Source organism: Haloarcula onubensis (assembly GCF_031624605.1).
Classification (GTDB): domain Archaea; phylum Halobacteriota; class Halobacteria; order Halobacteriales; family Haloarculaceae; genus Haloarcula; species Haloarcula onubensis.
This window is the reverse complement of sequence record NZ_JAMQOS010000009.1, coordinates 75,928-98,487: the sequence shown is the minus strand read 5'-3', so window position 1 is coordinate 98,487 and position 22,560 is coordinate 75,928. Positions and strand designations below refer to the sequence as shown.

The following is a 22,560-nucleotide window of genomic DNA, read 5'->3' as shown; positions in this document are numbered from 1 at the left end:
AACTTTTTATAAGCGAGCCCCGCCAGCGGGGCGCCGGCGTCGCCGCCACAGGAACGCGGTCGGTGCGCCCCGCGGCCCGGGTCGAAAAGTGAGCGAACGTCCGGTTCTAAAAGCCGAGCGCCGGAATATAAAACCGGCGAGTAACGCCTTCTTGCCCCCAGTAGCTGGCTTTTAGACCCCTGAACTGTCGCAACGGGTTTATCAGGGCCGGTCTTTGCGTCGGACGGGAAGTGGCGGGACGCCCACGGTCGTCGTCCACACTCTCACAGCGTCGGCCAGTCCGACCAGGCATCCGGGTCACTCGGACGACGCCGTCGGGTCGTCACCGCCCGCCCCAGCAATCTAACCATGAGCTATCAAGGAAATCAGCGGCAAGGGCAGCAGCAGCACGGCCAGCAGACAGCACAGCAGTCCGGTCAACAGGGCTATCAGAGCCAGCAGAGCCAGCGCGGCGTCGCTCAGGGACCGGACCTCCGCCAGAGCCAGGCCTTCCAGGAGGACAAGGCCATCCAGTCGGAGTTCCAGCCGCGTGACCCCCAGACCGGGCAGTTCGTGCAGGAGTCACCGCAACACGAGCAACAGCGCGAACAGCAGGAGCGCCAGATTCACCAGCAGATTGGCCTGCCGACCCAGCAGCCGACACAGGCCGGTCCGCAGGGCGCACAGGGCGTCTCCCCGCAGCAGATTTCGAGTCAGCTACAGCCGACCTACGGGCAGCCCCAGCACCAGCACCAGATGCCGCCGCGGGACCCACAGAGCGGGCAGTTCCAGCCCCAGAGTCAGGGGATGGGCCAGCAGTCGGTTCAGCAGCAGCCGTCCCAGCAGGTCCAGCCACGGCAACAGCAGTACGGCCAGCAGCCCCAGCAGAGCGGGATTCAGCAGGGCCAGCAGCCGCCCCAGCAGTTCCAGCAGCCACAGGGGATGAGCCAGCAGTCCCAGCCGTCCCAGCAGTTCCAGCAGCCACAGGGGATGAGCCGGCAGGCTCAGCAGCCCCAGCAGTTCCAGCAGCCACAGCAGCAACTCCCCAATCAGCAGCCACAGGGGACGAGCCAGCAGTCCCAGCAGCCCCAGGGGAGTAGCCTCCAGCAGTCCCAGCAGCCCCAGCAGCCGTCCCAGCAGGGCGGACTCCAGCTCCAGCAGCGACCCCAGGAGCAGCAGTCCGAGCAGTCCCAGCAGTACTGAGCAGTTCACGCACGGTCCCATCGGCCCGACCAGCGGCGCGCCGCGTCGGCGACGAGGCAGCGGCGCGTAGCTGATTGGGGCGGGCGTCCCGCGATGGCCCGCTGTGGCGCGGGACGGCCGTCACTTTTCGGGAGAGTCGAGGAACGTCCAGAACGGCCAGTTCCTCAGAAGTCGAACTCGTCGGAGAGCGAGACGTCGTCCAGACCCTCGACCGCGGGCGTGTCCAGTACCTCACCGTCGACGTCGAAGCGGGAGCCGTGACACGGGCAGTCCCAGGACCGCTCGCCGTCGTTCCACGAGACGAGACAGCCCAGATGCGGACAGACCGCCGAGCGAGTGTGTCGCTCGCCGTCGTCGTCGCGGTACACGGCGACCGGGTCACCGTCGGCCTCGTAGACGCCGGCCTCGCCGGGGTCGAGGTCGGCACGCTCGACGGCCGGCCGACTGCCGAGGTAGTCCTCGGCGTAGTGTTCCATCGCGTGCCTGTTGTGCGAGAGGAAGGTCGACTTGGAGGCCAGCGGTTTGAGCCGTGTGGGTTCGAACACCTCGCTCCAGGCCGACTCCCGGTCGAGTATCTCGTCGGCCAGTATCCGCCCCGCCGCGGTGCCGTTGGTCATCCCCCAGCCGCCGAAGCCAGTGGCGACGTAGACGTTCGAGACCTGCGGCGCGGCTTTACCGACGAAGGGGACCGAGTCCACCGAGACGTAGTCCTGCGTCGCCCAGCGGTACTCGATGGACTCGACGTCGAAGCGCTCGCGGGCGCGGCGTTCGAGTCGCCGGTACCGCTCCTCGGTGCTGTCGCCGTGGCCGGTGCGGTGGTTCTGCCCGCCCAGCAGGACGAGCGAGTCGGCGGTGGCGTGTGGCCGCACGGAGAAGTACGGCTCGCCGGCGTGGTAGTAGAGCCCGTCGGGGGCGTCGCCCGCGAGCCGCGCCGCGACGACGTAGGAGCGTTTCGGCCGCATCCGCGAGAAGTACAGCGCGTCGTCTTCCACCGGGAAGTGGGAGGCGACGACGACGTCGTCGGCCCTGACGGTCCCGCGGTCCGTCGAGACGCGACAGGGCGCGCCGTCGTCGACCGATTCCACCGTCGTCTCCTCGAAGACGTGGCTCCCGCCCCCGGCGACGCCGCGGGCGAGTTCGAGCAGGTACCGCCGCGGGTCGAAGTACGCCTGCTCGTCGAACCTGACGGCCCCCTCGACCGCGTAGGGGAGGTCGGTCTCCTCGACGTAGCTCGCCGGGAGCCCGACTCGCCTGGCCGCGTTGACCTCCGACCGAATCTTCGAGCGGTCCTCGCCGGGTGTGGCGTAGGTGTAGGCCGGCGCCCGACCGAAGCCACAGTCGATGTCCCGGCGCTGGACGGTCTCGGCGATGTCGTCGATGGCCGCCTGGTTGGCGGCGGCGTACTGCCGGGTCAACTCGGCGCCGAAGCGGTCCAGCAGCCGGTCGTAGACGAGCCCGTGCAGGGAGGTCACCTTCGCCGTCGTGTGGCCGGTCGTGCCGTCGAGGATGCGGTCGCGTTCGAGCAGGGCGACGGTCTGTCCGGCCGCGTCGAGTTTCGCGGCGGTCGTGATACCCGCGATGCCGCCGCCGACGACGGCGGTGTCGACGGTGCGGTCGCCGTCGAGCGGGTCGTAGTCGGTCCGGTCCGACGTCGCGAACCAGACCGGTTCGTGTCTACCCTCGGGAGCCGAAGCTGAGTCGTCCATCGTGAGACCGGTAAACGCGGCGTCACGAGGTGAACCTGGTGCTGGCAACGGCCGGGCCGCCGGGGTCGTTCGCCGACCCGTGTGACGGCCGCGGCCTGCACCTGCCGGCAGCGTCCGCGCGCGTCGGTCGGCGAGCGCGGTGTCCGATTCGACGGCGAAGCACACGAGCGAGAGAGCGGGTGCCACCGCGAGGCCGGCGCGCTGCAAGCCGGCACCGCGCCGGTGTCACCGTTTTCACAGCGATATTACTGTTAGCGCCGGTCCGTTCGGTGACACGGACAGCGAATCGGCCTAGCCGTGACGCGAGTGACGGGACCGGTCAGTCCGCTGCTCGCGCCGCTCCGGCGCGGCCCGCCTGTGCTGGCCTCGCTGTCCCTGTTGCTGGTACTCCTGTGCCGTCCCGCCGTACCCCTTGCGCCCGCCGCGTGTGTCTGTGAACTGCCGGTGGCGCTGGGCTTCCTGCCAGTTCTGGGCGCCCGGTCGGGGGCCCTGGTCGAGTCCGTCGGTCTGCCGTGGCTGCTGGCGCCCCTGCGGGTGCTGCTCGTGGCGCTGTCGGTTGTCCCGTCGCCACTGCGCCTGTTGCCGTCGGGGCTCCTCGGTGTCCGGTCGCCACTGGGTGTGGTGGCGGGGGCCCGTCGGCTGTGACTGTCGGGGCCGCTGCTGGGACTGGAACTGCTGGGGCTGCTGGCCCTGCGCGGTCCTGGCCGGCTGCTGGTCCTGGACGAACGGCTGGCCGGTCTGATAGCTGACCGACTGACCCGCCTGTGGGTGGGTTCGCTGGCGCCGCCGCTGTGGGTCGGACTGGTGGGGGGTGTACTGATTCATAGTAGTCCCGGGCGATAGTCGGGGAACGCCCGAACCGACAGTTCGCACGGCGAGCGCTTAGTTACACTCCGGCTATATTCTTCGACGGATACAACGGCCAGTTCCGGCCGCCCGCATCACCGGTCGCTCCACCCGGAGTCGGGAGCGAAGCGACTCGCGTGCGGTGGCCGTTCGTCATGGGACGAGTGTCGGGTCGGTCAGTGTCACCGTTCGCCGTTCGGGGTCGAACGCGACGACTCCACGGTCGTCGAGAGTCGGTAACAGGCCGTGGTGGAGCCAGGTCTGGACGCGACGCTCGACGTTGGCCGGCACCTGGTCGACCGGCGAGTCGGTCATCTCGCTGACTATGTGTCGCGACGCCGTCGAGACGCCAGTCGGACGGTCGCGCTCCCGGAGGACGGTGAGCAGATGCCTGCAGTGTGGGTCCGACAGGAGGTCGTCGATGGGTTTCTCGTCGGTCGTGCCGTCACCGGCAGAGAGGTCTGTGAACATATCACTGTGATAACGTGTCACAGTCGAGGCGTATCATTACAGCGTCTAAAGAGATAGGCCGAGCGCTCGTACTGGTGGCGACACCGGACTGAGGGCGTTCGCTACCCCCGGGTGGCGAATACCGTTACGAACGACAGGAACCGGTATCAGTCGCCCCGTGAGACGACTTCGTCGGTCCGCCTATCGAGGAGGTTGGGGAGGACATCGCGCATGAAATGGAGGAAGACGACGAGCAGTATCGGTGCGAGGAACACCCCGTACCAGCCGAAGACGACGGCGCCGATAGTGTAGGTCAGCAACATCAGCCCCAAGTTGTGGTCGCCCTTCGAGGCCTCCGCGCGGATGACGAAGTCGGGGACGACGTCCACGAGTGCGAACGTGACGAGGAAGAACGCGACCGGGAACCAGAGGGGCCCGGCACCGTTTTGCAGAGCAATCCAGAGGAGGTAGCCGGTGTAGGGGAAGTAGATGAGTTTGATGCCGATGGCGGGTATCAGCGTGGCGACGCCGGTGAGCAACCCGAGCAACACGGGGAACACGACACCGGTAGCGGCGGGTGCAACGGTGTCCAGACCGTAGAAGACGGCGACGGCGATGACCGTCGTGAGCAGGATGGTGATGAGGTTGCCGGTGTAGATAGTCGAGAGGTCGTCGTCGACTCCTTCGAGGAACGTGACGACGCCGTAGTTCCGTTCGAACGTCGCACGGACCCAGGTCGATATCTTCCGGTCGTCCCGGAGCAGGTAGAACGCCACCGTCACGACGACGAACAGTCGGAGCGCCCAGACGAACACCGCCGAGCCGAGTTCGAGCAGTTCCGGCGCGATGTCTCGCAGGGGCCGCACCAGATTCCGGGGGGCCGTCGCCGACGCGATGTCGATGTACGGCCCCAGCGCCGTGCGCACCTGGGGGAGGTCGACCTGCCTGAGGAACGCGTCGGCCTCCCGCGCGCCCACCAGGCCCGCATACGAGAGGATAGCCAGCATGGGAATGCCGACGACGAGCAGCGTCAGCGCCGCGCTGACGTTCGGGCGCTCGAGCCGCCGCTCGACCCGTCGGGACACCGGTCGCAGGGCGTAGTAGAGGAAGAGCCCGACGACGAGCGCGCCGACGAACGAGTACAGGACGAACGCGACGCTGGCCACGATGAGCAGCCCCGCGACGCCCCACACACCGGTCAGCCACGGGATGTCGGACGTATCAACCATGCTACGTTTTCGGCGGCCACGGTGAAAAGCCACGGGCAGGGCGGCGGGCCTCGGTGAACGCCACCCACACGTGTTTCCGTCCGGGTCGACTACGTCCCGTATGGTCTCCCGGCTCGCTATCGCCCGCGACGCGGTCCAGACCGCCAGCCAGCGCACCGACGACGCGACGGTCCACGAGCAGTTGCAGTCCGTCGACGAGGCCCTGGAGGGACTGGAAGGGGACGCGGCGCTCGACGACGACATCGAGGAGGGCAGCCGCCTCGAACAGCTCGAACACCAGCTCGTGAAACTCGGCGACGACACCGACGGGCTCGTAGAGCAACAGCTCGAAGTCGCACGGGACAACGTCGACCTGTTCCGGCAGGAGCGCGCTCCGGACTGGGAGGGCGACGCGGACTAAGCCGGGCCAAAGTCGGCGTCCGAAGCCGTAGTTCGTCGGTTACCGGCCGTAGCTTGCCGTGGACTTAACTGTCAGAGGAGCGAAAGATATCCGATGGCACGAGATAGCGACACCCACACGGAGAGTCAGGTAACGGCCGACGCGGAGACGATTCAGTCCTGGGCGGAGACGCACACCCTGGTGCCGGTTCGTCGCGAACACGCGGACGAGCAACGGCTCGAAGTCGTTCCCGAGTCCGAGACGGGGGCCGACGACGAGGAGCTTGAGTGGGCGGAGTTCGAGGAAGCGCTGCGAGACCGGGGGATGGTCGTGGCCTGGAGCGGCGACGACACCGAGGACATCGACGTCGTCGACCGAGCCGACGTCGTCCGCCGGGCGACGACCGAGAGCGAGGCGGTCGAAGAGGCGCTGGTCGAGGGCGAGACCGTCGAGAGCGAGATAACCGACCGGCGTGTCGTCGAACACGTCATCGTCGAGGAGGTGACCGTCGAGAGCGAGGTGGCCGACCGCGAAATCGTCCAGAGCGACATCGTCGACGTGAACCTGCTGACGACGGCGGTGAACCAGTGCTCCGTGACACGGGCGGAGTCGCCGACGGAGTCGACGGCCGACCTGACGTGGTTCCAGCCAGGGACACAGCTCGAAGACCCCTACGACGTGGAGATAGACGTCGAAGAGGAGTGGGAGCTCGCGCGGGAGGTCGTCGAGCGCATCACCATCGAGAGCCGCGTCGTCGAGGCCGACGTCGAGGAGACCGAGACTCTCGAGAGCGACACGATGCGTGAGACGGTCGACATCGAGGGAGTCACCGAGACGGTGCTGGAGGGCGAACTCGTCGAGTCGCCGGAGACGGCGGCCGCCGCCGTCGAGCACGACCGCGTCGAGAGCCAGTACCGCGAGGACGACGTCATCGAGACGAACCTGCTCCGGCGCCAGACCATCGACGAGGAGATGACCGTCAGCAAGGAGATAACCGGCCAGGTGTCCGAGGCCGAGACGGTCAGCGCCGACGCCGTCTCCCACACGGTCGTCGAGAGCGAAATCGTCGACCAGGAGGAGTACGACGTCGACCTCGCCGCGACGGTCGCCGCCACGGAGACCACGACGGACACCGAACCCGTCGACGAACCGGCCACCGGGGAGCCATCTGTTGCCGAAACGGAGATGGACGACGCCGAGACGAGCGACGCCGAGATGGGGACCGAGGAGGACCACAGAGTCACTCCAGAGGAGGGCGACGAGGGGAAGACGGTCGTCAACCCCGACGGCGACCAGGTCGGGATGGTCGTCGACGTCGACGGCGGCCAGCTGTACGTCGACCCGCACCCGTCGGTAACGGACCGCATCAGGACCGTCCTGGGCTGGAGCGACCACGACGACGACAGCTACCTGCTCGGCACCGACCACATCGACTACATCGACGACGAGCAGGTCGTCCTGCGTATGGAACACGACGCGGAGTGAGCGCCACGGCTCTGCGGTCAGAGCCGGGCTGCCCGGTCGACTGGCGTCGCGGGTTCGAGACGAGATAGGTCGATATTACCGGGAAGCGAGTCGGAGTAATCTGGGTCGAAACGAGCGAATCAGTCCCGCCGTTGTCCCCCGTTTTTCCGCCCCGTGACCGAGCCCGATGGAGGGGAAAGCTTTTATTACTCGGTAGACAATGAGAGAGTGTCACAACCAATGTATCGTAACGAAGCACACGCGAAACAATCTCCACGACAGCACCACGTCCGGGATACGGGGACGTACTTCGTCAAACACGATTTCGACGGGCCGGCGGAACTCACGACGACGCTCGCACACGCGCTGTCCGACGTCAGCGGCGTCGACGTCACGGACACGGGCTTTACCCTCTATGACTACATCGACCCCGACGCGCTCGACCAGTTGTTCAAACCCAAGGAGGACGGCCAGCGCATCAACGGGATGCTCACTGTCACCGTCTGGGGACACCAGGTAACCGTCTACAGCGACGGACAGATAGCGATAGTCCCGCCACAGCAGCCCCCTCAGCCGACCCGGTGAGACGGCCGTAAGCGACTTCTTCCGGCGGGTCACCGCGTCGACGACCACCGACCGAGAGGTGGCGGCCACGCCCGGTGAGCCGGAGATTCGGACCGCCGTCCGTGGGGCGGAGTACCACTTACTGGCTGAACGGTGCCCCCGGTTTATTACTGCCACAGCCATCCTCATCGATGCACACGAACGAGGTGTAGCGCGTCGCCGGGTACTGGCCGGTGAACCGCGAACGGCCCGGCCACCGTTACTGCGCGGCCCACCGCGCGACCCGACCTGTGTGCATCACGCGCGCCGACTACGCCTCACGAGAAACTATGAGTCAATCCGATATGCAACAGACAAACCAGCTGATGAGCAACGCGATAGAGATGCAGCAGAACGCGCTCGACATCGGGCAGGAGGCGATGGACCAGGCCGTCGAGATACCGCTGAAACAGTCCATCGAACTCCAGAAAAGCGCCGGGAAGCTGTTCCTCAACGGGCTGGAGATGAGTAACTGGCTTGGCAACCGCGGCGCCGAACTGACCCGCGAGGCGCTCGACACCTACTTCCAGACGGTCGACAGCGCCGCCCAGAACGCGACGGAGATGACCGAGCAGGGCATCCAGCAGGCCGCCCAGATGACCGAGCAGGGCATCCAGCAGGCCGGCGACTTCGGCCAACAGCAGTTCCGGGCGGGCCAACAGCAGTTCCAGCCCGGCGCCGCCTTCGGCGGCCAGCAGCGGGCGGGGACCCAGCAGCCGACACGGGAGCAGTCCACCGGCTACAGTCAGGGAACCCAGATGTCGCCCCAGTCCCAGCAGCCGATGGCCCAGTCCCAGCCGCCACAGCCGCCCGCACAGCCGGTCGGCCAATCCCAGACACCCGCGGGGAGTCAGCAGCCGCCCGCCGCAGGCACGGCTCAGGAACCGCCCCAGCAGCCGGCCGGACAGCAGATACAGCAGCCGCCCCAGCAGCCGGCCGGACAGCAGATACAGCAGCCGCCCCAGCAGCCGGCCGGACAGCAGATACAGCAGCCGCCCCAACAGCCGGCCGGACAGCAGATACAGCAGCCGCCCCAGCAGCCGGCCGGACAGCAGCTACAGCAGCCGCCGGTCCAGCGACAGACCCAGCCGGCACCGGTCGAAGAGCAGTCCCAGCCGGTCCAGGAGCAGCCCCAGTCGCTGGCACAGTCCGGCCGCCGGCTGGCGGTCGCCGGCGGCGTCCCGGACGAGGAGTCGGGGAGTTCCGAGGCCCCGGTCGACAACACCTGAGGCCGGTCCCCACCGCCGTTTTCGCCGCGTAAGTCCCAGTAATGGGATGATACCAGTACTAGCTCGGTAGTACTTATCTGTCGGCCAGGTGAACATCTAATCGGTGTTTCACCGTGCAGATTATCTGTAAAGACGGAACCACGATACAGTGTGCCGACTTCGAAGCGATCGACTCCGGCGTCCTGTTCTTCCAGGAGATGGAGCGAGCCACGGAAGGCGGCGAGGAAGAGGAAGAAGAGGAGGAAGAGGAACGAAAAGCCGACGGCTTCGTCCCCATCACGGAACTTCACTTCGTCCTCCCCGACGAGATGGTCCAGCAGGCCCCGCAGCCGACCGGCGTCCCCGAGCAGGGACGTCCGGGCGGAATGGCACAGGGAGCGCCGACACAGCAGGGCGGCGGACTCGCACAGCAACAGCAGATGCAGCAGTTCCCCCGCGGCCCCGGCCAGTCCGGCCGATAGTTCGTCCCGTCTGACCCGGTAGACTGACGCCGCGGACAGTCACGCCCGTCACCGCCGCCCAGGGACCTGTCGGGCGGCGGCTCCCGCCTCCTCGTTTCTCTCAGTTGTCGCTCCGACAGTCAGCGGACAGTTCCCCGCGTCGTGGTGGCTCCGGAGACTGTTCAGTCCTCCGTCCAGTACATCAGGTCCTCACGGTCGACGCCGCAGTTCGGACAGTTCGCCGGGAGGTCACCGTCGATGTCGCCCATCTCTCCGCAGTTCATACAGCGCCACATCAACTCAGCCTGCCCGAAGGCGTGGCCCGAGCGGGCGTGTTCGACGCTGAGCGATTCGACGCCGTCTCGGGTGGTCAGGAAGACGCCGCCGGCCTCCATCCCGCGGACGCTCCCCACGGGACGGCCCGCGTCGTCGTACAGGACCTGCCCGAACGACAGGGCCGTGGCTTCCTCGGTCGCTTCAGCGTCGGCTTCGCGGTCGGGTGTCTCGCCTCGTCCGGTCATACCACCGATTCGGGCCGGTCCCTGAAAACTCTGTTTGCGTGACAGTATCGGGCTACGTCGAACGGGTCAGAAGTGACCACGAAGGGGCGCCGGGAATCCTACGGGACCGCGTCGCCCTACCGCTGGGGAGCGACAGCGCCCTGCTGGTGTGTCGCCCCGCCCGACTGTGGTACCTGCAGGTGTGACTCGACGAACCAGAGCGCCTTGGTCACGTCGCGGGATACCTCGTTGAGGAGGTCCGCGGTGTCGAGGTCGCCCTGCTGACTGGCGGTCTCTATCTGCTGATAGAGGCTGGCGTCGAGGACGGACAGTCTGTCAGCCAGCTCCCGGAGCATCGACTGGCCGTCGGTCGCGCCGTGGGACAGCTGCGGAATCGACGTCTGCTGTGCGACGGCGGCCGCGGTGCCCATCGGCTGCCCACCGAGCGCGCTAGAGCGTTCTGCGACGGCGTCGATGTGTGGCTCGAGACTCTCGTACAGCTCCTGGAACAGTTCGTGGAGCTGGTAGAACTCGATGCCTTTGACGTTCCAGTGAGCGTGCTGTAGCTGCATCCTCACCGCCGAGAGGTCGGCCACCGCCTGGTCGAGGAGGCCGACACTCGTCGCCCGGACGTTCTCGGGGAGGTAGCTGCGGGTCGGCAGTTGCTGCCCGACGGGTGCGGTGACGGACTGGTCCGCACCGGCGTTTTCGGTCGCTGGCTGGCGCTGCTGCTGTCGAACGGGTTGCTGGGAGTGGCTCATACTGTATCTCCACTGCACGGTACGGCCCCGCCCCTGTAAAAGGTTAGTGTCCTGTCATGTCGTGTGACAGGCTCACCGACAGCGCCCGCATCCGACCGACGGTTCGGTCTGGGGCGTACGGCGTTGTCAGCCCTCCTCGTCGTCGAGTTCCCGCACGGCTCGCTCGTCGTTGTACTCCTCCGGACCGGCGGCCTCCCCGGTCACCTCGTTGTACACCGCTTCTCTGGCTTCCTCGGCGGACTCGAACCGCTCGTCGACGAGTCGGTCGAACACCGAGCCCAGCGACTCCGTCTCGTTGGGGAGGTCGAGCAGTTCGTCGCTGTACTCGACGGACAGTTCCTCCGCGGTGACCGGATACTTCGCCTCCTCGAGCAACCCGCCGACGTGTCCCAGCGCGTCTTCGACCGTCTCGGTCCGCTCGTGGCGCCGCTCGATGGACTCCGACTGGACGCGTTCCGGGTCCGGGTCGTAGGAATCGTCGTCACGCATGGGCAGAGGTAGTGTGGCCGCGCCGAAAGGTCTGTCCCAGCGGTTGACAGTTCAGGGACGACGTCGCCTGCGGGGCAGTACTTCACAGTAATGGAGCTGTGAAGTTCCGGCCGACAGGGGAGCGCGGACGCTCGCGGTGTCGGGTCCTCGCGTGGCGTCCGGCCAGCGGACGCGGGACCGGCTCAGCGGCGGTGCATCACCGTTTCGTGGGCCGGAGGACGCGAGGGCTGGCGAAGCCACGGATGTGTCGGCAGGTACGCGGTCGCCGGGCGCGGGTATCCGTTCGGGTTCGGGACGAAGACGCCCCGGTTCGCCGCGCGGGCCGCGGTGGTGTTGCCGGGACCGCGCGACGGCGACGGTGCGTCGGGCCGAGCGGTCGGCGCGGTGTCCGTCGGTTCCGACGACTCCTGCTCCGTCTCCTCGGTATCCGGTTGGGCTGGCGCCTCTTCAGTGTCCGACTCGGCGGCCGAATCCGATGGTTCAGCCTCGGCCGCGCGGCCCGGGGCTCCTTCGTCTCCCGCGTGCGCCGACTCGTCAGTCGGCTCGTCGGGCGCCGGTTCTCCCGCGTCCGGTTCGTCGTCGAGCGCCGCGGCCGACTCGTCCGGTGGCTCCTCGCGGGTCTCCCCGCCGGAGACGTCCGGTTCGTGGGGCTCCGACTCGGAAGCAGGCTGTTCGTCCCTGGGAAGGAATTTCCCGGTTTCCGAGTCCCGGAGTGGCTCACCCGCCTCATCCTCGGTGGACGCCGCCTCGGCGTCCTCGTCGCTCGCCCGTGATGTGTCAGTGTCGTCCGATGTCATACTCTCCTCTGGCCGGTCCGGTAGTGGTAGCTACCGACGGGAACACATAAAGTCGCTCGACGATTCGGCTGTTTTCACCCAGATTACGCGAGTAAGCCGGGCTTTTCGGGCGGTTTCGGCGCGCCTCGCTGCCGATGGTCGGTGACGGCGAGGGTCACCAGCTGTCTCGCGGTCAATCCGTGGCAAACCGCGGGCCGGAGTCGGGATACCGGCAAGGATTTATCTGACACTGGAGCGAACGGTTCCACCGGCGGCCAGCAGCGGAGCGTGTACATCACAATGACACCGAACCACGGATACACACCGGCAGACGACCGCAGGAGAGAACAGGCGACGCCAGGCCAGCAGCCGACCGGCCAGCCGGGACAGCAACCCCAGCCCCGACAGGGACAACCACTCCAGCCCCAGCAACCTCCACAGCAGGTCCAGGGGGCGCAAGGACAGCAAGTGACGGGCCAGCAGGCCCCGGCGCCACAGGGCCCTGGAGGGGCACCGCAGCAGCCCCGGCAGGGGCAGCAAGCCCAGCGGGTCCAGCAAACGCAGCAACCCCAGCAGCGGCCGCAACTTTCACAGCAGCCGCCCGGAGCGATACCGGGACAGCAGCTGCCGGGCCAGGGGAGCCAACAGGCGGCCGTCGGCGCGGAACAGAGACCGACCGGCGTGCAACCGCAGCAGCGACCACAACACCCCAGCGCCCAGCAGCCGCTGCTCAAACCCATCCGGGTCAACGAAATCATCACCGAAGACGTCGTCACCGCCGACAAGGACACCCCGGTACGAACCGTCGTGGCGCAGATGTCCGAACACAACGTCGGCTCGGTCGTGGTCATCGAGGACGACCGCCCGATTGGTATCATCACCGACCGAAAGGTCGCACTCGCGCTGGAAGAGATGCCGGACATAGCCCAGCGGACGGCGGAAGAGTTGCTCCACGGCGACGTCTTCACCGCCGACCCGTCGATGAGTATCTTCGACGCCATCGAAGTCATGAGCGACGAGGGCGTCCGGCGGCTGCCCATCGTCGACGACAACGGCGCCCTCCGGGGTATCGTCACGCTCGACGACGCCCTGGTCCTACTGGGCGGTGTCGTCAGCGAAGTCGCCGACACCGTCCAGTCCCAGTCGCCCCGGCTGTAGGGAGCAATTTCCCCACCTGACGGCCCGCCCTCACCGTCCGATGGCGGTCCCACCCCGTCCGTAACAGCGAGAGCCGCCACCCGCTGCGTTTGCGGGCAGACGCTGGCCCGACCCGTTGGGGGATGGGCCCTCGCGGTCTTCAGAGGTAGCCGCCGTCCCACTCGTCGGCCAGATGGACGTTGCCACAGTCGGCACACTCCAGTCGGTCCAGCCCGTCGGCGGTGACGTCGGTGCTCCCGCACTGCGAGCAGAAGTAGCCGTAGGCGGACTCGCGGTCGAACGACGTGAACGTGCGGAAGAACGGGGCCTCGCGGCCGGGGATTCGGTCGTCGCGGTCGAGCAGCCGCGCCTCGCCGCCGGCGGTGACCGTCTCGGGCACCCGGACGGCCGGCTCGTTGGGTTCATCGGACCGGTTCCCCTCAGTGTACCGGGTCACCCCGAACTCGTGGCCACCGATTTCGACCCGGTCTCGGCGTTCTTCCGTGAGGCCGAACCGCTCACAGAACCCGTGTCCCTCGACAGCGTCTTCGAGGACCTCCCAGGCGAGCGGTCGGTCGTCGTGCGCGTCGCGGACGTGCTCGACCAGGGCCGTCGCGATGCCCTGGCCCCGCGCTTCGGGGTCGACGTGCAGCCAGCGGATTCGCCCGCCCGGAGTGCCATCGAGGAACCCGCCCAGGATAGTTTCACCGTCGACCTCGGCCTCGGCCACGAGGAACCAGCCGTCCGAGTCCGAGAGCCGCGCCGTCAGGGCCTCCTCGGAGAACCGCTCGTCGACCAGCGTCGCGATTTCCTCGGGACTGAGGGCGAACGACGACTGGAAAGAACTCTCGGCGATGCGTTCGATGCGGGTGCTGTCCGGCGGTGTCGCGTCTCGGATTTCCATGGGTGCCGTAGTCGCTCGGGCCCGAAAAGGACCCGGCCGCGACTCACTCGCTTCGCTCGAGACCCCAGCGGTGGGGGACGGAGAGTTCGGCCGTCGCGGCGAGGACGTGGAGGACGACGGCGACGACGAGGAGGCCGGCGTTCCACATCCTCGAGTTGTACCAGATAACGTCGACCGACCACGGTTTGTCGAAGAACGGCCAGAACGGGTTCACCGGCGGGGCGATGTCTGGCGCGGAGAGCATATCCGCGAAGAGGTGGCTGTAGCCGCCGAACAAGAGCGCCGCGGTGACGAAGACGAACAGCGTCCCCGCCGTGAGGCGGTAGCCGCGCTCGCCGAGCCACACCCGTTCGAGCCTGGAGCGAAGCCCGTACTCGATGACGCCACCTGCGACCAGAGCCACGGCCGTGACGAACACGATAGTGTGGGTGACACCGTGATGCTGTATCGGGAGAACCGCGCGCAAGACGAGGTCTACGTCGGGAAGCATCGCCGTCGTAACGGCGAACCCGACGAAGAGGGGCGCCACGCGCTCTTCCCAGAGCGCCCACGCCGGGAACGCCCACAGCAGTGCCATCGCGAGATGGCCCATGACATCAACCATCCGTGGTACCTCTGTGACGGGAGTGTCTTCTGTAACTGTAGATAAGTAAACAGGGATTTCGCCGCAGTTAGTTATTTTCTCGCCACCGGCCCGGCTCCGTCACTACCGTCGGGCCAGGCCGTCATAAGCTCGGTATAACTACGCGCCGGACCGCCGTCGGTGTTCGTCATGGCACTCGTCGATTCTCTCGTCGTCTTCGTGGTGAATCTCCTCGTCGGCGCACTCGGGATATACGTCGGTGCCCGAGTGATAGCCGACTTCGAGGACTACAGCTACGCCATCGTAACAGCCCTTATCGCCGGTTTCGTCTGGGCGGTCGTCGCCTTCTTCGTCGGCTGGATACCGCTTCTCGGACCACTCCTCGCGCTCGTCGCGTACCTCGGCGTCATCAACGCCCGCTACCCCGGCGGCTGGGTGGATGCAGCCGGTATCGCGGCTATCGCCTGGCTCGCGTCTGTCGTCGTACTGTTCGTCCTCGGCCTAATCGGCTTTATCACGTTCGAGGCGACTGGTGTCCCAGGGGTGTGAAGAAACGATTCAGTGCCAGATTTTCGATTTTCATTTTTATTTCTCGCTGTTTGTGGGTATATGACTATATTTTATAGACATATTATCCCATTTCGACATATATTTCCCTTTCGACAGATAGTAGAGTTCTATCGGGCTATTTCTGGCGCAACTTCGAGACGTGAATCCGTCAGGCGATAATCGAGTTGTGAATCGCCTTATCGCTTGCTGGGTATCCCAGTGGAGACTCCAGGTCCCGGTCGCAATAGATACTCTCACACGTCGCTGTCGGTCGGCCCGTGTACCACTCCCCATCTCTGCAGTCGGCACAAGTGACGTCTCCCACGCGGTTAACCAACATTCGGCCCTGAATTCGGCTGTCTGTTGGTTAATTCGTGGTCGGCCCTCGGCATCGGACATCTCTCTCGTTCGGATGGCTCGGCCCGGATACTACCTGCCAGTCTAACAGCGGAACCAGTGGGGTCCCCCACTCGTTCGCTCGGATAACAGCGGAACCAACGGTGTCCGACGTGCGCCCAACCCGGGACACCCGGCGGCGAACCGGACCGCTCTAACAGCGGAAGTGGCGGTGTCGTGAGCCGGGTCCTAACAGCGGAACCGGTGGGGGTAGCTGGATGGGATAACAGCGGAACCAGTGGGGTAGACCATTCGTAACTGAGGCAGCTGTAGTCCGGCCGAAACGCCGGGATATCGGTCTGCTTCCCGGTTCTAACAGCGGAACCAGTGGGGTCTAATCGAACACGTCGTGGTAACAGCGGAACCAGTGGGGTGGCGGCCACAGTCGGAGCGTCCTAGCCGCGCTTTGGACGGAGAAAGGTCGGATTACTCGGGTCTTCGGCTAACAGCGGAACCGACGGTGTCGAATCCCGTGCCCGGAACAGCGGAACCGGTGGGGTCAGGGCGTCGCGTCGAGAATCTCCGACAGTCCCGTCTTCACCGAGGAGACCGACTGCTCCAGTTCGTGTTCCTTGTACTTCCCGCCGCCCTTCCCGCGGTTGAATTCCGTCGACGAGATGATGCCCAGCTGGTCCAGTTCGCCCAGATAGTCCCGAACGGAGCGCAGCGAGACCGGGTCCATCCCGTTCTCGTTCGCCACCTGCTGGTAGGCCGCCAGGATGTCCTTCGTCCGGGCCGGAGTCTCGTCGCGCTCGGCGAGCAGCGTCAGGGCGTACAGGACGAGCTGGCCGTGGTCGGAGTAGTTCCTGATACCCTCGACCACCTGGTCCGTCTGGAGACGCTGGCGGGCCTCGCGGACGTGGGCCTCGGTGACGAGGTCGTCGTTGTACTCCCGCGCGAGGTCACCGGCTTCGAGCAGGAGGTCGAGCGCCTGTCGGGCGTCCCCCGAGTCCTTTGCGCCGTAGGCGGCACACATCTGGACGACACCGTCGTCGAGGACGCCCTCTTTGAACGCCACCGAATCGCGCTGCTGTAGGACGAGCTGGAGCTCCTGAGCGTCGTAGGCGGAGAACGAGACTTCTTTCTCACAGAGGCTAGATCGGACTTTGGAGGAGAGCTGGTTCCGGAAGTCGAGGTCGTTGGAGATACCGATGACGCCGAGTTTCGCCTCGGTCACGTCGCCGTTCGAGCGCGCCCGCGGGAGCTTGTAGAGCAGCGAGTCGTCCTTGATGTGGTCGACCTCGTCCAGGACGATGAGGACGGTACCGCCCACCTGGTTGAGTTCCTCGAAGAGGAACTGGTAAACGGAGGCCTGTGGGTACCCGGTGTTCGATATCTGCTTTGCCGGGTCGCGGAGTTCGTTGACCAGAGCGACAGCGGCCTGGTAACTGGAGTTGAGTCCGTCGCAGTTTATCTCGACGGTGTGGAGGTCTAGTTCGGGAACGTCCGCGGCGTCGCGTTTGAGCGCGTTGAGTAGATACCGGGTCGCGGCCGTCTTGCCGACGCCGCTCTTGCCGTAGAGGAAGATATTGGAAGGGCTCTCGTTGTTGATGACTGGCTGCAACGCGGCGTGGTACCGCTGGAGTTCGTTGTCGCGGCCGACGAGTTCTTCCGGCGTCCACTCCTCCAGCAGCGCCTCGCGCTTCTCGAATATCGACGAAGTAGGTGTAAACGAGAGGTCACTCATTCGAGTCGGTGTGAGAGCGGGAGGGACTTAACCTTTGGTTCCTTTGTTTCCGCTGCTTCCGCTGTTGGCGCTAGTTTATATATTCCCCACTCCACCGCTTCCGCTGTTAGCGTCGAGTGGGCTTGAGAGGAGAGGAGAGGAGAGGAGAGGAGAGGAGAGGAGAGGAGAGGAGAGGAGAGGAGAGGAGAGCAAATCATGTGGGGCGGATAGCGAGAGAGGAAGTGAGAAACGGGAGTGAGAAACGGGAGTGAATGGGTGGGTGTGAGGAGAGTGTGAAAGTGGCGGGATGTCCATGCCAGGATAGTGCTGTTCTTCGGGACACCCACCCCACTGGTTCCGCTGTTAGCGATGTCGAGGGGAGGGGGGTGGGGAGGGGTGAAGAGATGGAGGCTGGGGCGGAGTCGCGAGGAGACTGTCGTGGAGAGAGCTTTCGGTTGCTGTTTGAGCGGAACGGCGCTAGTCTAGCCGAACAGCACTGTTTGACGGAATCTTCGTCCGTCACTGTCTCTGGAGACGCTCTAGAAAGAGCGGTCCGCGTTCAGGAGGCTTTCTAGAATGTCGTGCCGGTCGTTGTGCAGGCCATTCTAGAACTAGGAAGCTAGCTTTCGAGAGTTAGCGGATAAGGTTCTAGCGCTAGCAGGTAAGTTTCTATCTCTAGTAAATAAGTTTAAATAGTTTGGGTGTGAACCATATCCGTAGACCGTTCTTCACTGAATGACAAACCACCCCCCTCCCATGGGGGGTGGTGCCGTTCTTCTCCGCTAACAGCGGAACCAGTGGGGTGGGTGTGTCCCCTCATATTTCATGCCTCGCTCAATATACCGTACAATTCATGCCGCCCTGTCCTGGGCGTCGGACGCCAGTCCTAACCAACAGCCGTCGGGAGTCGGTGTTCTGTTGGTTACTCCCAGTTCGACCCGTCGCGACCTACCAACTCCGGACTGAGGTTCGTGTTGCCGGACCGTAGCCTGCTATCCCCGAAGGGACGACGCCCTCTGTCGGATTCGGACTTTCAGTCCTCCGGAATCGGTTCCACAGTCGTCACAGCACGCGAAGGAGGACGACCGAGAGGCTCACGAACACACCGATGCCGACGAACACGTAGACGCGGTCGGCGTCGGCGTCGAGGCCTCGCGACAGTTCGTGGACCATGATCCCAAGCGAGAGGAAGAATATCACTACGACCGACACCATGAGAAATCGGTAGGCGACGCCGATCTGGAGTTCCAGAAACCCACCGATGAACAGGAGCATCGCGGCTATCATCGCCGTAAGCAGTCCCAGTATCCCCATTCCGCCGACGAATATCCGATACCGTCGGTCGTCCTCGTCGGTCACGGAGTTGATAGCGAAGTTAGTAATCAGGACGATAATCGGGAACACGACGGCAGCTATCTGAATCTGTGTCGTATCTATCATACAGTTGAACCTGCCACGTTCTCACTCGAACCTGGTCGTGTCTGGGTGATATCCTTAGTCGTTTCATATGCGGACTCGTCGGTAGTCACGTACTCACCAGCAAGTCAGAATCCGGTCGTAGACACCCGGTCGCAGACCCTGCCGTATGGCCTAAACTACCCGACATCCCGCATCTCCGCGGTCCAGCCGAGACGGATAGTCGGTCAGTATCTGGCCCGAGGGTGTGGCGAAGGACTAAGTAAATGACCCTCCATTCTCACGCCATGAGCGAGAGTTCCGGAAACGACGAGATGCCGCTCGAATCGGTCGATTTCGATATGGACATCGGCAACGGACGGACCGAAATTCGCGTCACGGGCGACCGTGATACGGCCGTCATCGTCCGGTCGGAGTCGGGCGAGAAGATATATCTCCCGCCGGAGGACTTCGACCGCGAGGCCGAACCCGGCGGTGGCGCCTACGAGAGCCCCTACGAACCGCGCAGCGGCGCCCAGGAGAGCCCGTACTCGACGCACCCGGACGCGTCGTCGGTCACCGGGATGGAACCGACCGCCGGCGGCTACTTCATCGTCCACCCGGAACCGATAACGGACATCCGCTTTCTCCGGTAACGAACAGCCGCTTTCTCCGATACACAGCCGCCCTCTCCGGCACCGCGGGTCCCGACCGCCGAGTCCGCCACAGCGGACTCTGACAGGCCAAAATTCTCCTGACGGATTTCCACGATAGCGTCCCGACGCGGTGCTATTCGAGGATTTCGTTGTAGAACTCGACGTGTTCGTCGGCCACGTCCTCCCACGTTCGCTCCTCGTACTCGATGGGCGTGTCGAGCGCGAGCGCGTGCTCGATGCCGTCGGCGATGGACTCCGAGTCGGGCTCGACCTCGATGACGCAGTCTTCGGGGAGCAACTCCGCGGCGCCGCTCTCGCAGGCGACGACGCGGGTCCCCACCGACAGCGATTCGACGATAGTGATGCCAAAGGGTTCGGCCAGCGATGGGGAGACGAACAGGTCGGCGCTGGCGTAGTAGTCCCCCAGTTCCTCCTGGGCGAGGAAGCCGGCGAAGACCACCCGGTCGTCGATATCAAGCAGTTCGGCGAAGCGTCTTAGCTGGTCGGTCAGGTGGCCCGTCCCACCCAGGACGAGCGTCAGGTCGTCCCGGCGGAGCTTCGAGAGGGCATAGAGGAGATACGAGAGCCCCTTCTGGTCGGTGTGACGGCCCACGAAAAAGAGCATCTTCCCGTCGATATCGTGTTCGGCCTTGATGTCTTTCCCCGTCGCTTCGACCGAGGAAAAGCCGTTGTAGATGACCTGCGAGTCGGCGTCGTAGAACTTCTTGATGCGTCGCTGTGTGAACTGACTGACCGCGAGCAGGTGGTCGGAACGGTTGGCGACGCGCTGCTCCGTCTGGACCTCCCGCTCGGGCGGGTTGACGTTCCGGTCCTGTGACAGCGAGTGGAACGACGTTACCCACTCCAGGTCGGCCGTCGAGACCGCGCGAGTCCCGGGGTTGTAGCCGAACCAGTCGTTCGTGTGGATGATATCGAAGTCAGCGGCGATATCCGCGAAATCACCCGCGAGGCGACCGATACGCGTGATGATGTCGCCCTGACCGGTCGGAACGCCGTGGATGCCCTCCCTGCCCTCCGGGGCGTACTCGTCCGGCAGTACCAGTTCGAACTGGATGTCGTCGCGCGGTTCGAGTTGCTCGTACAGTTCACCAACGACTGTGTCGAGTCCGCCGGTGATGTTCGGCGGGAACCCCCAGCCGAGCATCAGAACTTTCGGTGGCATATCAGTAACCCGTATTCGTAAATCAAGTCAATACGGTAAATACGTTTGTGGTGGTCGGTGGACACCGAGCAGGATATCGGCGTCGTCTCGGCTGGGGCGTGACGGAATCCAAGAGCGGTTCGCGACGGACGTCGAGGTGCTATCGCCCTCGCCGACGGCCGGTCGGGAGGTGACGGGTACCCGGACCGCGCCGACGGCGGTCGCTAACCAACAACTGGGCCGTTATGGGGCTCTCTGTTGGTTAGCTCCGGCGAAGACGGAGCGCCGACGGCCGACGCTCCGGAGACACGCATCGACGGTCGGCCCGTTCCAGCGCCAAAGACCCACTGGACGACGGCGCTACAGGCCGCTTTCCAGACGGATTTCGTCGTCGGTGATGGTGTCTATGGCTTCCTCCTGGAGCGGGTAATCCTCTTCGTCGGTGTCTTCCCACCCAAGTGTCGTTCGTATCTTGTCCGTGATACCCGGCTCTGGGTCGACGTGGGCGGTCCCGTGTTTCACGGCGGAGACGATTCCGACTTGGTCGCCCTGTGCGTCGACGACGTCTTTCCCGACTTCGTCCTCGGATACTTTCGAAGGCATCACCGGTCGTTCGCCGCGTCGATACCTCACCGCACTGCCTGCAGGCGCAGGTCAGCGGGGGACGAACCGGAGCCAACCGCCGCTCACCGTCTCACCCTTCGGTTCCGACTCTGTGTGGTCGCGACGCCGTCGGCCACGCACGCGCCAGGGACATGGCTATTGCCCGTGGCCGTCAGGGGACGGTATGCCGACTGACCCGAATCGACCCGGCCCCGTGTCGACCGACTCGACAGACGACCCCGTCCTGACCGACGAGGCGACCGGCACCCGCTCGCCCCGTGAGTCGGCGGCACTCGAACGCGTCCGGCGGGTGGCCAGGCTGCAAGACGAGGCGATACGGGTGCCCGGAACGCAGTTCCGGTTCGGTCTGGACCCGGTGTTGAGTCTCCTGCCGGTCGGCGGGGACGCCCTCGCCGCCGCCATCTCACTGTATCCTATCGTCGAGGCCGCGCGCCTCGGCGTGCCAAAGCGGACGCTCGTGGCCATGCTCGGGCTTGTCACCGTCGACGCCGTCGTCGGCTCTGTCCCGGTGCTCGGGTCGCTGTTCGACGCCGTCTGGAAGGCAAACGAGTGGAACCGTCGACTCCTCGAAGGGCACATCGAGCCATCCTGACGATATCCCCCGGGCCGCCGGACCAAATTATTTCTAGTTTACATTTAATTAGGCAGGGCGTCGAATCGGCTCGTATGAGTACGATAGTGCAGGGGTCGGTGCCGTCCGACGAGCTGGCGTTGCATCGCACGTTCCAAGAACTGCCGGAACTCGAGGTCCAGTGCGAACGCGTCGTCAAGAGCGGCGAGAACACTGTCTTTCCCGTACTCTGGATGCGCGACGCGACACAGGAAGCGATAGAGGACGCGCTGGCGGACGACCCCACCGTCGAGTCGGTGGAGTGTCTCTCGTCGCTCGACGAGGAGTATCTCTACGAGATGGAGTGGATTGACCACGTCCACCTCCTGTTGAACATCCTGACCAACGGCGAGGCGACGATACTCGATGCCGTCGGCCGGCGTGACCGCTGGCACCTCCGCGTCCTGTTCCCCGACCGCGAGCACTTCGCCCGGACACACGAGTTCGCCGAGGACCACGGGCTCGCCTTCGACGTGCGCTCGATTCGGGAGCTGGAAGGCGAGCCGGCGGGTCGGTACGGGTTGACCGAGGGGCAGTACGAGGCGCTGATCCTGGCGGCCGACCGGGGCTACTTCGAGGTGTCCCGTGAGACCACCCTCGAAGAACTCGCGGACGAACTCGACGTCTCCCACCAGGCGCTCTCCGAGCAGCTCCGTCGGGGGATGGAGGCGCTCGTCGAGGACACGCTGTTCGTCGGGGAGATGGCGGACGAGATAGTGTAGAGACCCGAGGCCCCCGTCCGACGGAGCGACGTGAACTGCACCACTCACGGGGACGCTGTGGCCTCCGCCGGACAATAGCTTGAAATAGCTGTGCTTGGAAGC

At 65.3% G+C, this 22,560-nt stretch carries 26 protein-coding genes; 12 read left to right on the top strand and 14 right to left on the bottom strand.

The features are described from left to right. Positions 1-348: 348 nt before the first annotated feature. Entirely contained in the window at positions 349-1,182 is an 834-nt protein-coding gene (locus tag NDI86_RS21260; protein WP_310902281.1) for a hypothetical protein, read from the top strand. Between the two features lie 164 nt (positions 1,183-1,346). Here the strand turns inward: NDI86_RS21260 and NDI86_RS21255 are convergent, their stop codons facing one another. From NDI86_RS21255 to NDI86_RS21240, 4 genes are all read right to left on the bottom strand, one after another. Continuing rightward, positions 1,347-2,888: an FAD-dependent oxidoreductase gene (locus NDI86_RS21255; RefSeq protein ID WP_310902280.1), complete on the bottom strand. Its 1,542-nt coding sequence runs from the start codon at positions 2,886-2,888 to the stop codon at positions 1,347-1,349. A 291-nt stretch (positions 2,889-3,179) separates the two neighbouring features. Continuing rightward, positions 3,180-3,713, bottom strand: coding sequence for a hypothetical protein (locus tag NDI86_RS21250; RefSeq protein ID WP_310902279.1), 534 nt, complete (start codon positions 3,711-3,713; stop codon positions 3,180-3,182). A gap of 174 nt (positions 3,714-3,887) precedes the next feature. Beyond that, positions 3,888-4,205 carry a DUF7344 domain-containing protein gene (locus NDI86_RS21245; protein ID WP_310902278.1) on the bottom strand — a complete coding sequence of 106 codons (318 nt, stop codon included), beginning with the start codon at positions 4,203-4,205 and terminating at the stop codon, positions 3,888-3,890. A gap of 146 nt (positions 4,206-4,351) precedes the next feature. Beyond that, the gene (locus NDI86_RS21240; protein ID WP_310902277.1) at positions 4,352-5,413 is read right to left on the bottom strand and encodes an AI-2E family transporter; all 1,062 of its coding nucleotides are present in this window, start codon (positions 5,411-5,413) and stop codon (positions 4,352-4,354) included. A 100-nt stretch (positions 5,414-5,513) separates the two neighbouring features. On the opposite strand from NDI86_RS21240, the gene NDI86_RS21235 reads away from it, so the two are divergent. The 5 genes from NDI86_RS21235 to NDI86_RS21215 all read left to right on the top strand — a co-directional run bounded on the left by NDI86_RS21235 (position 5,514) and on the right by NDI86_RS21215 (position 9,549). After that, a complete protein-coding gene (locus NDI86_RS21235; protein ID WP_310902276.1) occupies positions 5,514-5,813 on the top strand; it encodes a DUF7553 family protein in 300 nt (99 codons plus the stop codon). 93 nt (positions 5,814-5,906) lie between these two features. Further along, positions 5,907-7,277, top strand: a complete 1,371-nt coding sequence (locus NDI86_RS21230) for a hypothetical protein (protein WP_310902275.1) — start codon at positions 5,907-5,909, stop codon at positions 7,275-7,277. A 219-nt stretch (positions 7,278-7,496) separates the two neighbouring features. Further along, the gene (locus NDI86_RS21225) at positions 7,497-7,841 is read left to right on the top strand and encodes a HalOD1 output domain-containing protein (RefSeq protein ID WP_310902274.1); all 345 of its coding nucleotides are present in this window, start codon (positions 7,497-7,499) and stop codon (positions 7,839-7,841) included. Positions 7,842-8,164: 323 nt separating this feature from the next. Beyond that, complete coding sequence (locus NDI86_RS21220) at positions 8,165-9,088, top strand: hypothetical protein (protein WP_310902273.1); 924 nt, start codon at positions 8,165-8,167, stop codon at positions 9,086-9,088. Between the two features lie 113 nt (positions 9,089-9,201). Further along, entirely contained in the window at positions 9,202-9,549 is a 348-nt protein-coding gene (locus NDI86_RS21215; RefSeq protein WP_310902272.1) for a hypothetical protein, read from the top strand. Between the two features lie 161 nt (positions 9,550-9,710). Here NDI86_RS21215 and NDI86_RS21210 read toward each other — a convergent pair whose 3' ends face one another. The 4 genes from NDI86_RS21210 to NDI86_RS21195 all read right to left on the bottom strand — a co-directional run bounded on the left by NDI86_RS21210 (position 9,711) and on the right by NDI86_RS21195 (position 12,075). Beyond that, entirely contained in the window at positions 9,711-10,049 is a 339-nt protein-coding gene (locus NDI86_RS21210) for a DUF7130 family rubredoxin-like protein (protein WP_310902271.1), read from the bottom strand. Positions 10,050-10,165: 116 nt separating this feature from the next. Continuing rightward, positions 10,166-10,789, bottom strand: a complete 624-nt coding sequence (gene dps, locus NDI86_RS21205) for a DNA starvation/stationary phase protection protein Dps (protein WP_310902270.1) — start codon at positions 10,787-10,789, stop codon at positions 10,166-10,168. Between the two features lie 126 nt (positions 10,790-10,915). Next, on the bottom strand, positions 10,916-11,278 hold the full coding sequence (locus NDI86_RS21200) for a DUF5789 family protein (RefSeq protein ID WP_310902269.1): 363 nt from the start codon (positions 11,276-11,278) through the stop codon (positions 10,916-10,918). Positions 11,279-11,460: 182 nt separating this feature from the next. Beyond that, complete coding sequence (locus NDI86_RS21195; protein WP_310902268.1) at positions 11,461-12,075, bottom strand: prolipoprotein diacylglyceryl transferase; 615 nt, start codon at positions 12,073-12,075, stop codon at positions 11,461-11,463. Positions 12,076-12,354: 279 nt separating this feature from the next. Between NDI86_RS21195 and NDI86_RS21190 the strand changes: the two genes are divergently transcribed. Then, on the top strand, positions 12,355-13,212 hold the full coding sequence (locus NDI86_RS21190) for a CBS domain-containing protein (protein ID WP_310902267.1): 858 nt from the start codon (positions 12,355-12,357) through the stop codon (positions 13,210-13,212). A 139-nt stretch (positions 13,213-13,351) separates the two neighbouring features. Here the strand turns inward: NDI86_RS21190 and NDI86_RS21185 are convergent, their stop codons facing one another. Continuing rightward, positions 13,352-14,095: a GNAT family N-acetyltransferase gene (locus NDI86_RS21185; protein ID WP_310902266.1), complete on the bottom strand. Its 744-nt coding sequence runs from the start codon at positions 14,093-14,095 to the stop codon at positions 13,352-13,354. A 43-nt stretch (positions 14,096-14,138) separates the two neighbouring features. Continuing rightward, positions 14,139-14,699, bottom strand: a complete 561-nt coding sequence (locus NDI86_RS21180) for a metal-dependent hydrolase (RefSeq protein WP_310902265.1) — start codon at positions 14,697-14,699, stop codon at positions 14,139-14,141. A 168-nt stretch (positions 14,700-14,867) separates the two neighbouring features. Between NDI86_RS21180 and NDI86_RS21175 the strand changes: the two genes are divergently transcribed. Continuing rightward, positions 14,868-15,227: a hypothetical protein gene (locus tag NDI86_RS21175; RefSeq protein WP_310902264.1), complete on the top strand. Its 360-nt coding sequence runs from the start codon at positions 14,868-14,870 to the stop codon at positions 15,225-15,227. Between the two features lie 895 nt (positions 15,228-16,122). Here NDI86_RS21175 and NDI86_RS21170 read toward each other — a convergent pair. Next, complete coding sequence (locus tag NDI86_RS21170) at positions 16,123-17,310, bottom strand: orc1/cdc6 family replication initiation protein (protein WP_310902263.1); 1,188 nt, start codon at positions 17,308-17,310, stop codon at positions 16,123-16,125. A gap of 122 nt (positions 17,311-17,432) precedes the next feature. On the opposite strand from NDI86_RS21170, the gene NDI86_RS21165 reads away from it, so the two are divergent. Next, entirely contained in the window at positions 17,433-17,561 is a 129-nt protein-coding gene (locus NDI86_RS21165; protein ID WP_310902262.1) for a hypothetical protein, read from the top strand. A 790-nt stretch (positions 17,562-18,351) separates the two neighbouring features. Here NDI86_RS21165 and NDI86_RS21160 read toward each other — a convergent pair. Continuing rightward, positions 18,352-18,729, bottom strand: a complete 378-nt coding sequence (locus tag NDI86_RS21160; RefSeq protein WP_310902261.1) for a hypothetical protein — start codon at positions 18,727-18,729, stop codon at positions 18,352-18,354. A gap of 263 nt (positions 18,730-18,992) precedes the next feature. Between NDI86_RS21160 and NDI86_RS21155 the strand changes: the two genes are divergently transcribed. Next, entirely contained in the window at positions 18,993-19,340 is a 348-nt protein-coding gene (locus NDI86_RS21155; protein ID WP_310902260.1) for a DUF7510 family protein, read from the top strand. Between the two features lie 133 nt (positions 19,341-19,473). Here NDI86_RS21155 and NDI86_RS21150 read toward each other — a convergent pair whose 3' ends face one another. Both NDI86_RS21150 and NDI86_RS21145 read right to left on the bottom strand, forming a co-directional pair. After that, positions 19,474-20,523, bottom strand: coding sequence for a glycosyltransferase family 4 protein (locus NDI86_RS21150; protein WP_310902259.1), 1,050 nt, complete (start codon positions 20,521-20,523; stop codon positions 19,474-19,476). A gap of 339 nt (positions 20,524-20,862) precedes the next feature. Further along, positions 20,863-21,105, bottom strand: coding sequence for a PRC-barrel domain containing protein (locus NDI86_RS21145; protein WP_310902258.1), 243 nt, complete (start codon positions 21,103-21,105; stop codon positions 20,863-20,865). A 184-nt stretch (positions 21,106-21,289) separates the two neighbouring features. Between NDI86_RS21145 and NDI86_RS21140 the strand changes: the two genes are divergently transcribed. Both NDI86_RS21140 and NDI86_RS21135 read left to right on the top strand, forming a co-directional pair. Continuing rightward, positions 21,290-21,718 (top strand): DUF4112 domain-containing protein, encoded by a 429-nt coding sequence (locus NDI86_RS21140; protein ID WP_310902257.1) that lies wholly within the window; start codon positions 21,290-21,292, stop codon positions 21,716-21,718. A 74-nt stretch (positions 21,719-21,792) separates the two neighbouring features. Next, the gene (locus tag NDI86_RS21135; RefSeq protein WP_310902256.1) at positions 21,793-22,458 is read left to right on the top strand and encodes a helix-turn-helix domain-containing protein; all 666 of its coding nucleotides are present in this window, start codon (positions 21,793-21,795) and stop codon (positions 22,456-22,458) included. The last annotated feature ends 102 nt before the right edge of the window (positions 22,459-22,560 follow it).

Excerpts from the sequence above, each read along its gene's own strand:
- NDI86_RS21260 (WP_310902281.1), top strand. The coding sequence starts at position 349 with ATGAGCTATCAAGGAAATCAGCGGCAAGGGCAGCAGCAGCACGGCCAG.
- NDI86_RS21255 (WP_310902280.1), bottom strand. The coding sequence starts at position 2,888 with ATGGACGACTCAGCTTCGGCTCCCGAGGGTAGACACGAACCGGTCTGG.
- NDI86_RS21250 (WP_310902279.1), bottom strand. The coding sequence starts at position 3,713 with ATGAATCAGTACACCCCCCACCAGTCCGACCCACAGCGGCGGCGCCAG.
- NDI86_RS21245 (WP_310902278.1), bottom strand. The coding sequence starts at position 4,205 with ATGTTCACAGACCTCTCTGCCGGTGACGGCACGACCGACGAGAAACCC.
- NDI86_RS21240 (WP_310902277.1), bottom strand. The coding sequence starts at position 5,413 with ATGGTTGATACGTCCGACATCCCGTGGCTGACCGGTGTGTGGGGCGTC.
- NDI86_RS21235 (WP_310902276.1), top strand. The coding sequence starts at position 5,514 with ATGGTCTCCCGGCTCGCTATCGCCCGCGACGCGGTCCAGACCGCCAGC.
- NDI86_RS21230 (WP_310902275.1), top strand. The coding sequence starts at position 5,907 with ATGGCACGAGATAGCGACACCCACACGGAGAGTCAGGTAACGGCCGAC.
- NDI86_RS21225 (WP_310902274.1), top strand. The coding sequence starts at position 7,497 with ATGTATCGTAACGAAGCACACGCGAAACAATCTCCACGACAGCACCAC.
- NDI86_RS21220 (WP_310902273.1), top strand. The coding sequence starts at position 8,165 with ATGCAACAGACAAACCAGCTGATGAGCAACGCGATAGAGATGCAGCAG.
- NDI86_RS21210 (WP_310902271.1), bottom strand. The coding sequence starts at position 10,049 with ATGACCGGACGAGGCGAGACACCCGACCGCGAAGCCGACGCTGAAGCG.
- dps (WP_310902270.1), bottom strand. The coding sequence starts at position 10,789 with ATGAGCCACTCCCAGCAACCCGTTCGACAGCAGCAGCGCCAGCCAGCG.
- NDI86_RS21200 (WP_310902269.1), bottom strand. The coding sequence starts at position 11,278 with ATGCGTGACGACGATTCCTACGACCCGGACCCGGAACGCGTCCAGTCG.
- NDI86_RS21195 (WP_310902268.1), bottom strand. The coding sequence starts at position 12,075 with ATGACATCGGACGACACTGACACATCACGGGCGAGCGACGAGGACGCC.
- NDI86_RS21190 (WP_310902267.1), top strand. The coding sequence starts at position 12,355 with ATGACACCGAACCACGGATACACACCGGCAGACGACCGCAGGAGAGAA.
- NDI86_RS21185 (WP_310902266.1), bottom strand. The coding sequence starts at position 14,095 with ATGGAAATCCGAGACGCGACACCGCCGGACAGCACCCGCATCGAACGC.
- NDI86_RS21180 (WP_310902265.1), bottom strand. The coding sequence starts at position 14,699 with ATGGTTGATGTCATGGGCCATCTCGCGATGGCACTGCTGTGGGCGTTC.
- NDI86_RS21175 (WP_310902264.1), top strand. The coding sequence starts at position 14,868 with ATGGCACTCGTCGATTCTCTCGTCGTCTTCGTGGTGAATCTCCTCGTC.
- NDI86_RS21170 (WP_310902263.1), bottom strand. The coding sequence starts at position 17,310 with ATGAGTGACCTCTCGTTTACACCTACTTCGTCGATATTCGAGAAGCGC.
- NDI86_RS21160 (WP_310902261.1), bottom strand. The coding sequence starts at position 18,729 with ATGATAGATACGACACAGATTCAGATAGCTGCCGTCGTGTTCCCGATT.
- NDI86_RS21155 (WP_310902260.1), top strand. The coding sequence starts at position 18,993 with ATGAGCGAGAGTTCCGGAAACGACGAGATGCCGCTCGAATCGGTCGAT.
- NDI86_RS21150 (WP_310902259.1), bottom strand. The coding sequence starts at position 20,523 with ATGCCACCGAAAGTTCTGATGCTCGGCTGGGGGTTCCCGCCGAACATC.
- NDI86_RS21145 (WP_310902258.1), bottom strand. The coding sequence starts at position 21,105 with ATGCCTTCGAAAGTATCCGAGGACGAAGTCGGGAAAGACGTCGTCGAC.
- NDI86_RS21140 (WP_310902257.1), top strand. The coding sequence starts at position 21,290 with ATGCCGACTGACCCGAATCGACCCGGCCCCGTGTCGACCGACTCGACA.
- NDI86_RS21135 (WP_310902256.1), top strand. The coding sequence starts at position 21,793 with ATGAGTACGATAGTGCAGGGGTCGGTGCCGTCCGACGAGCTGGCGTTG.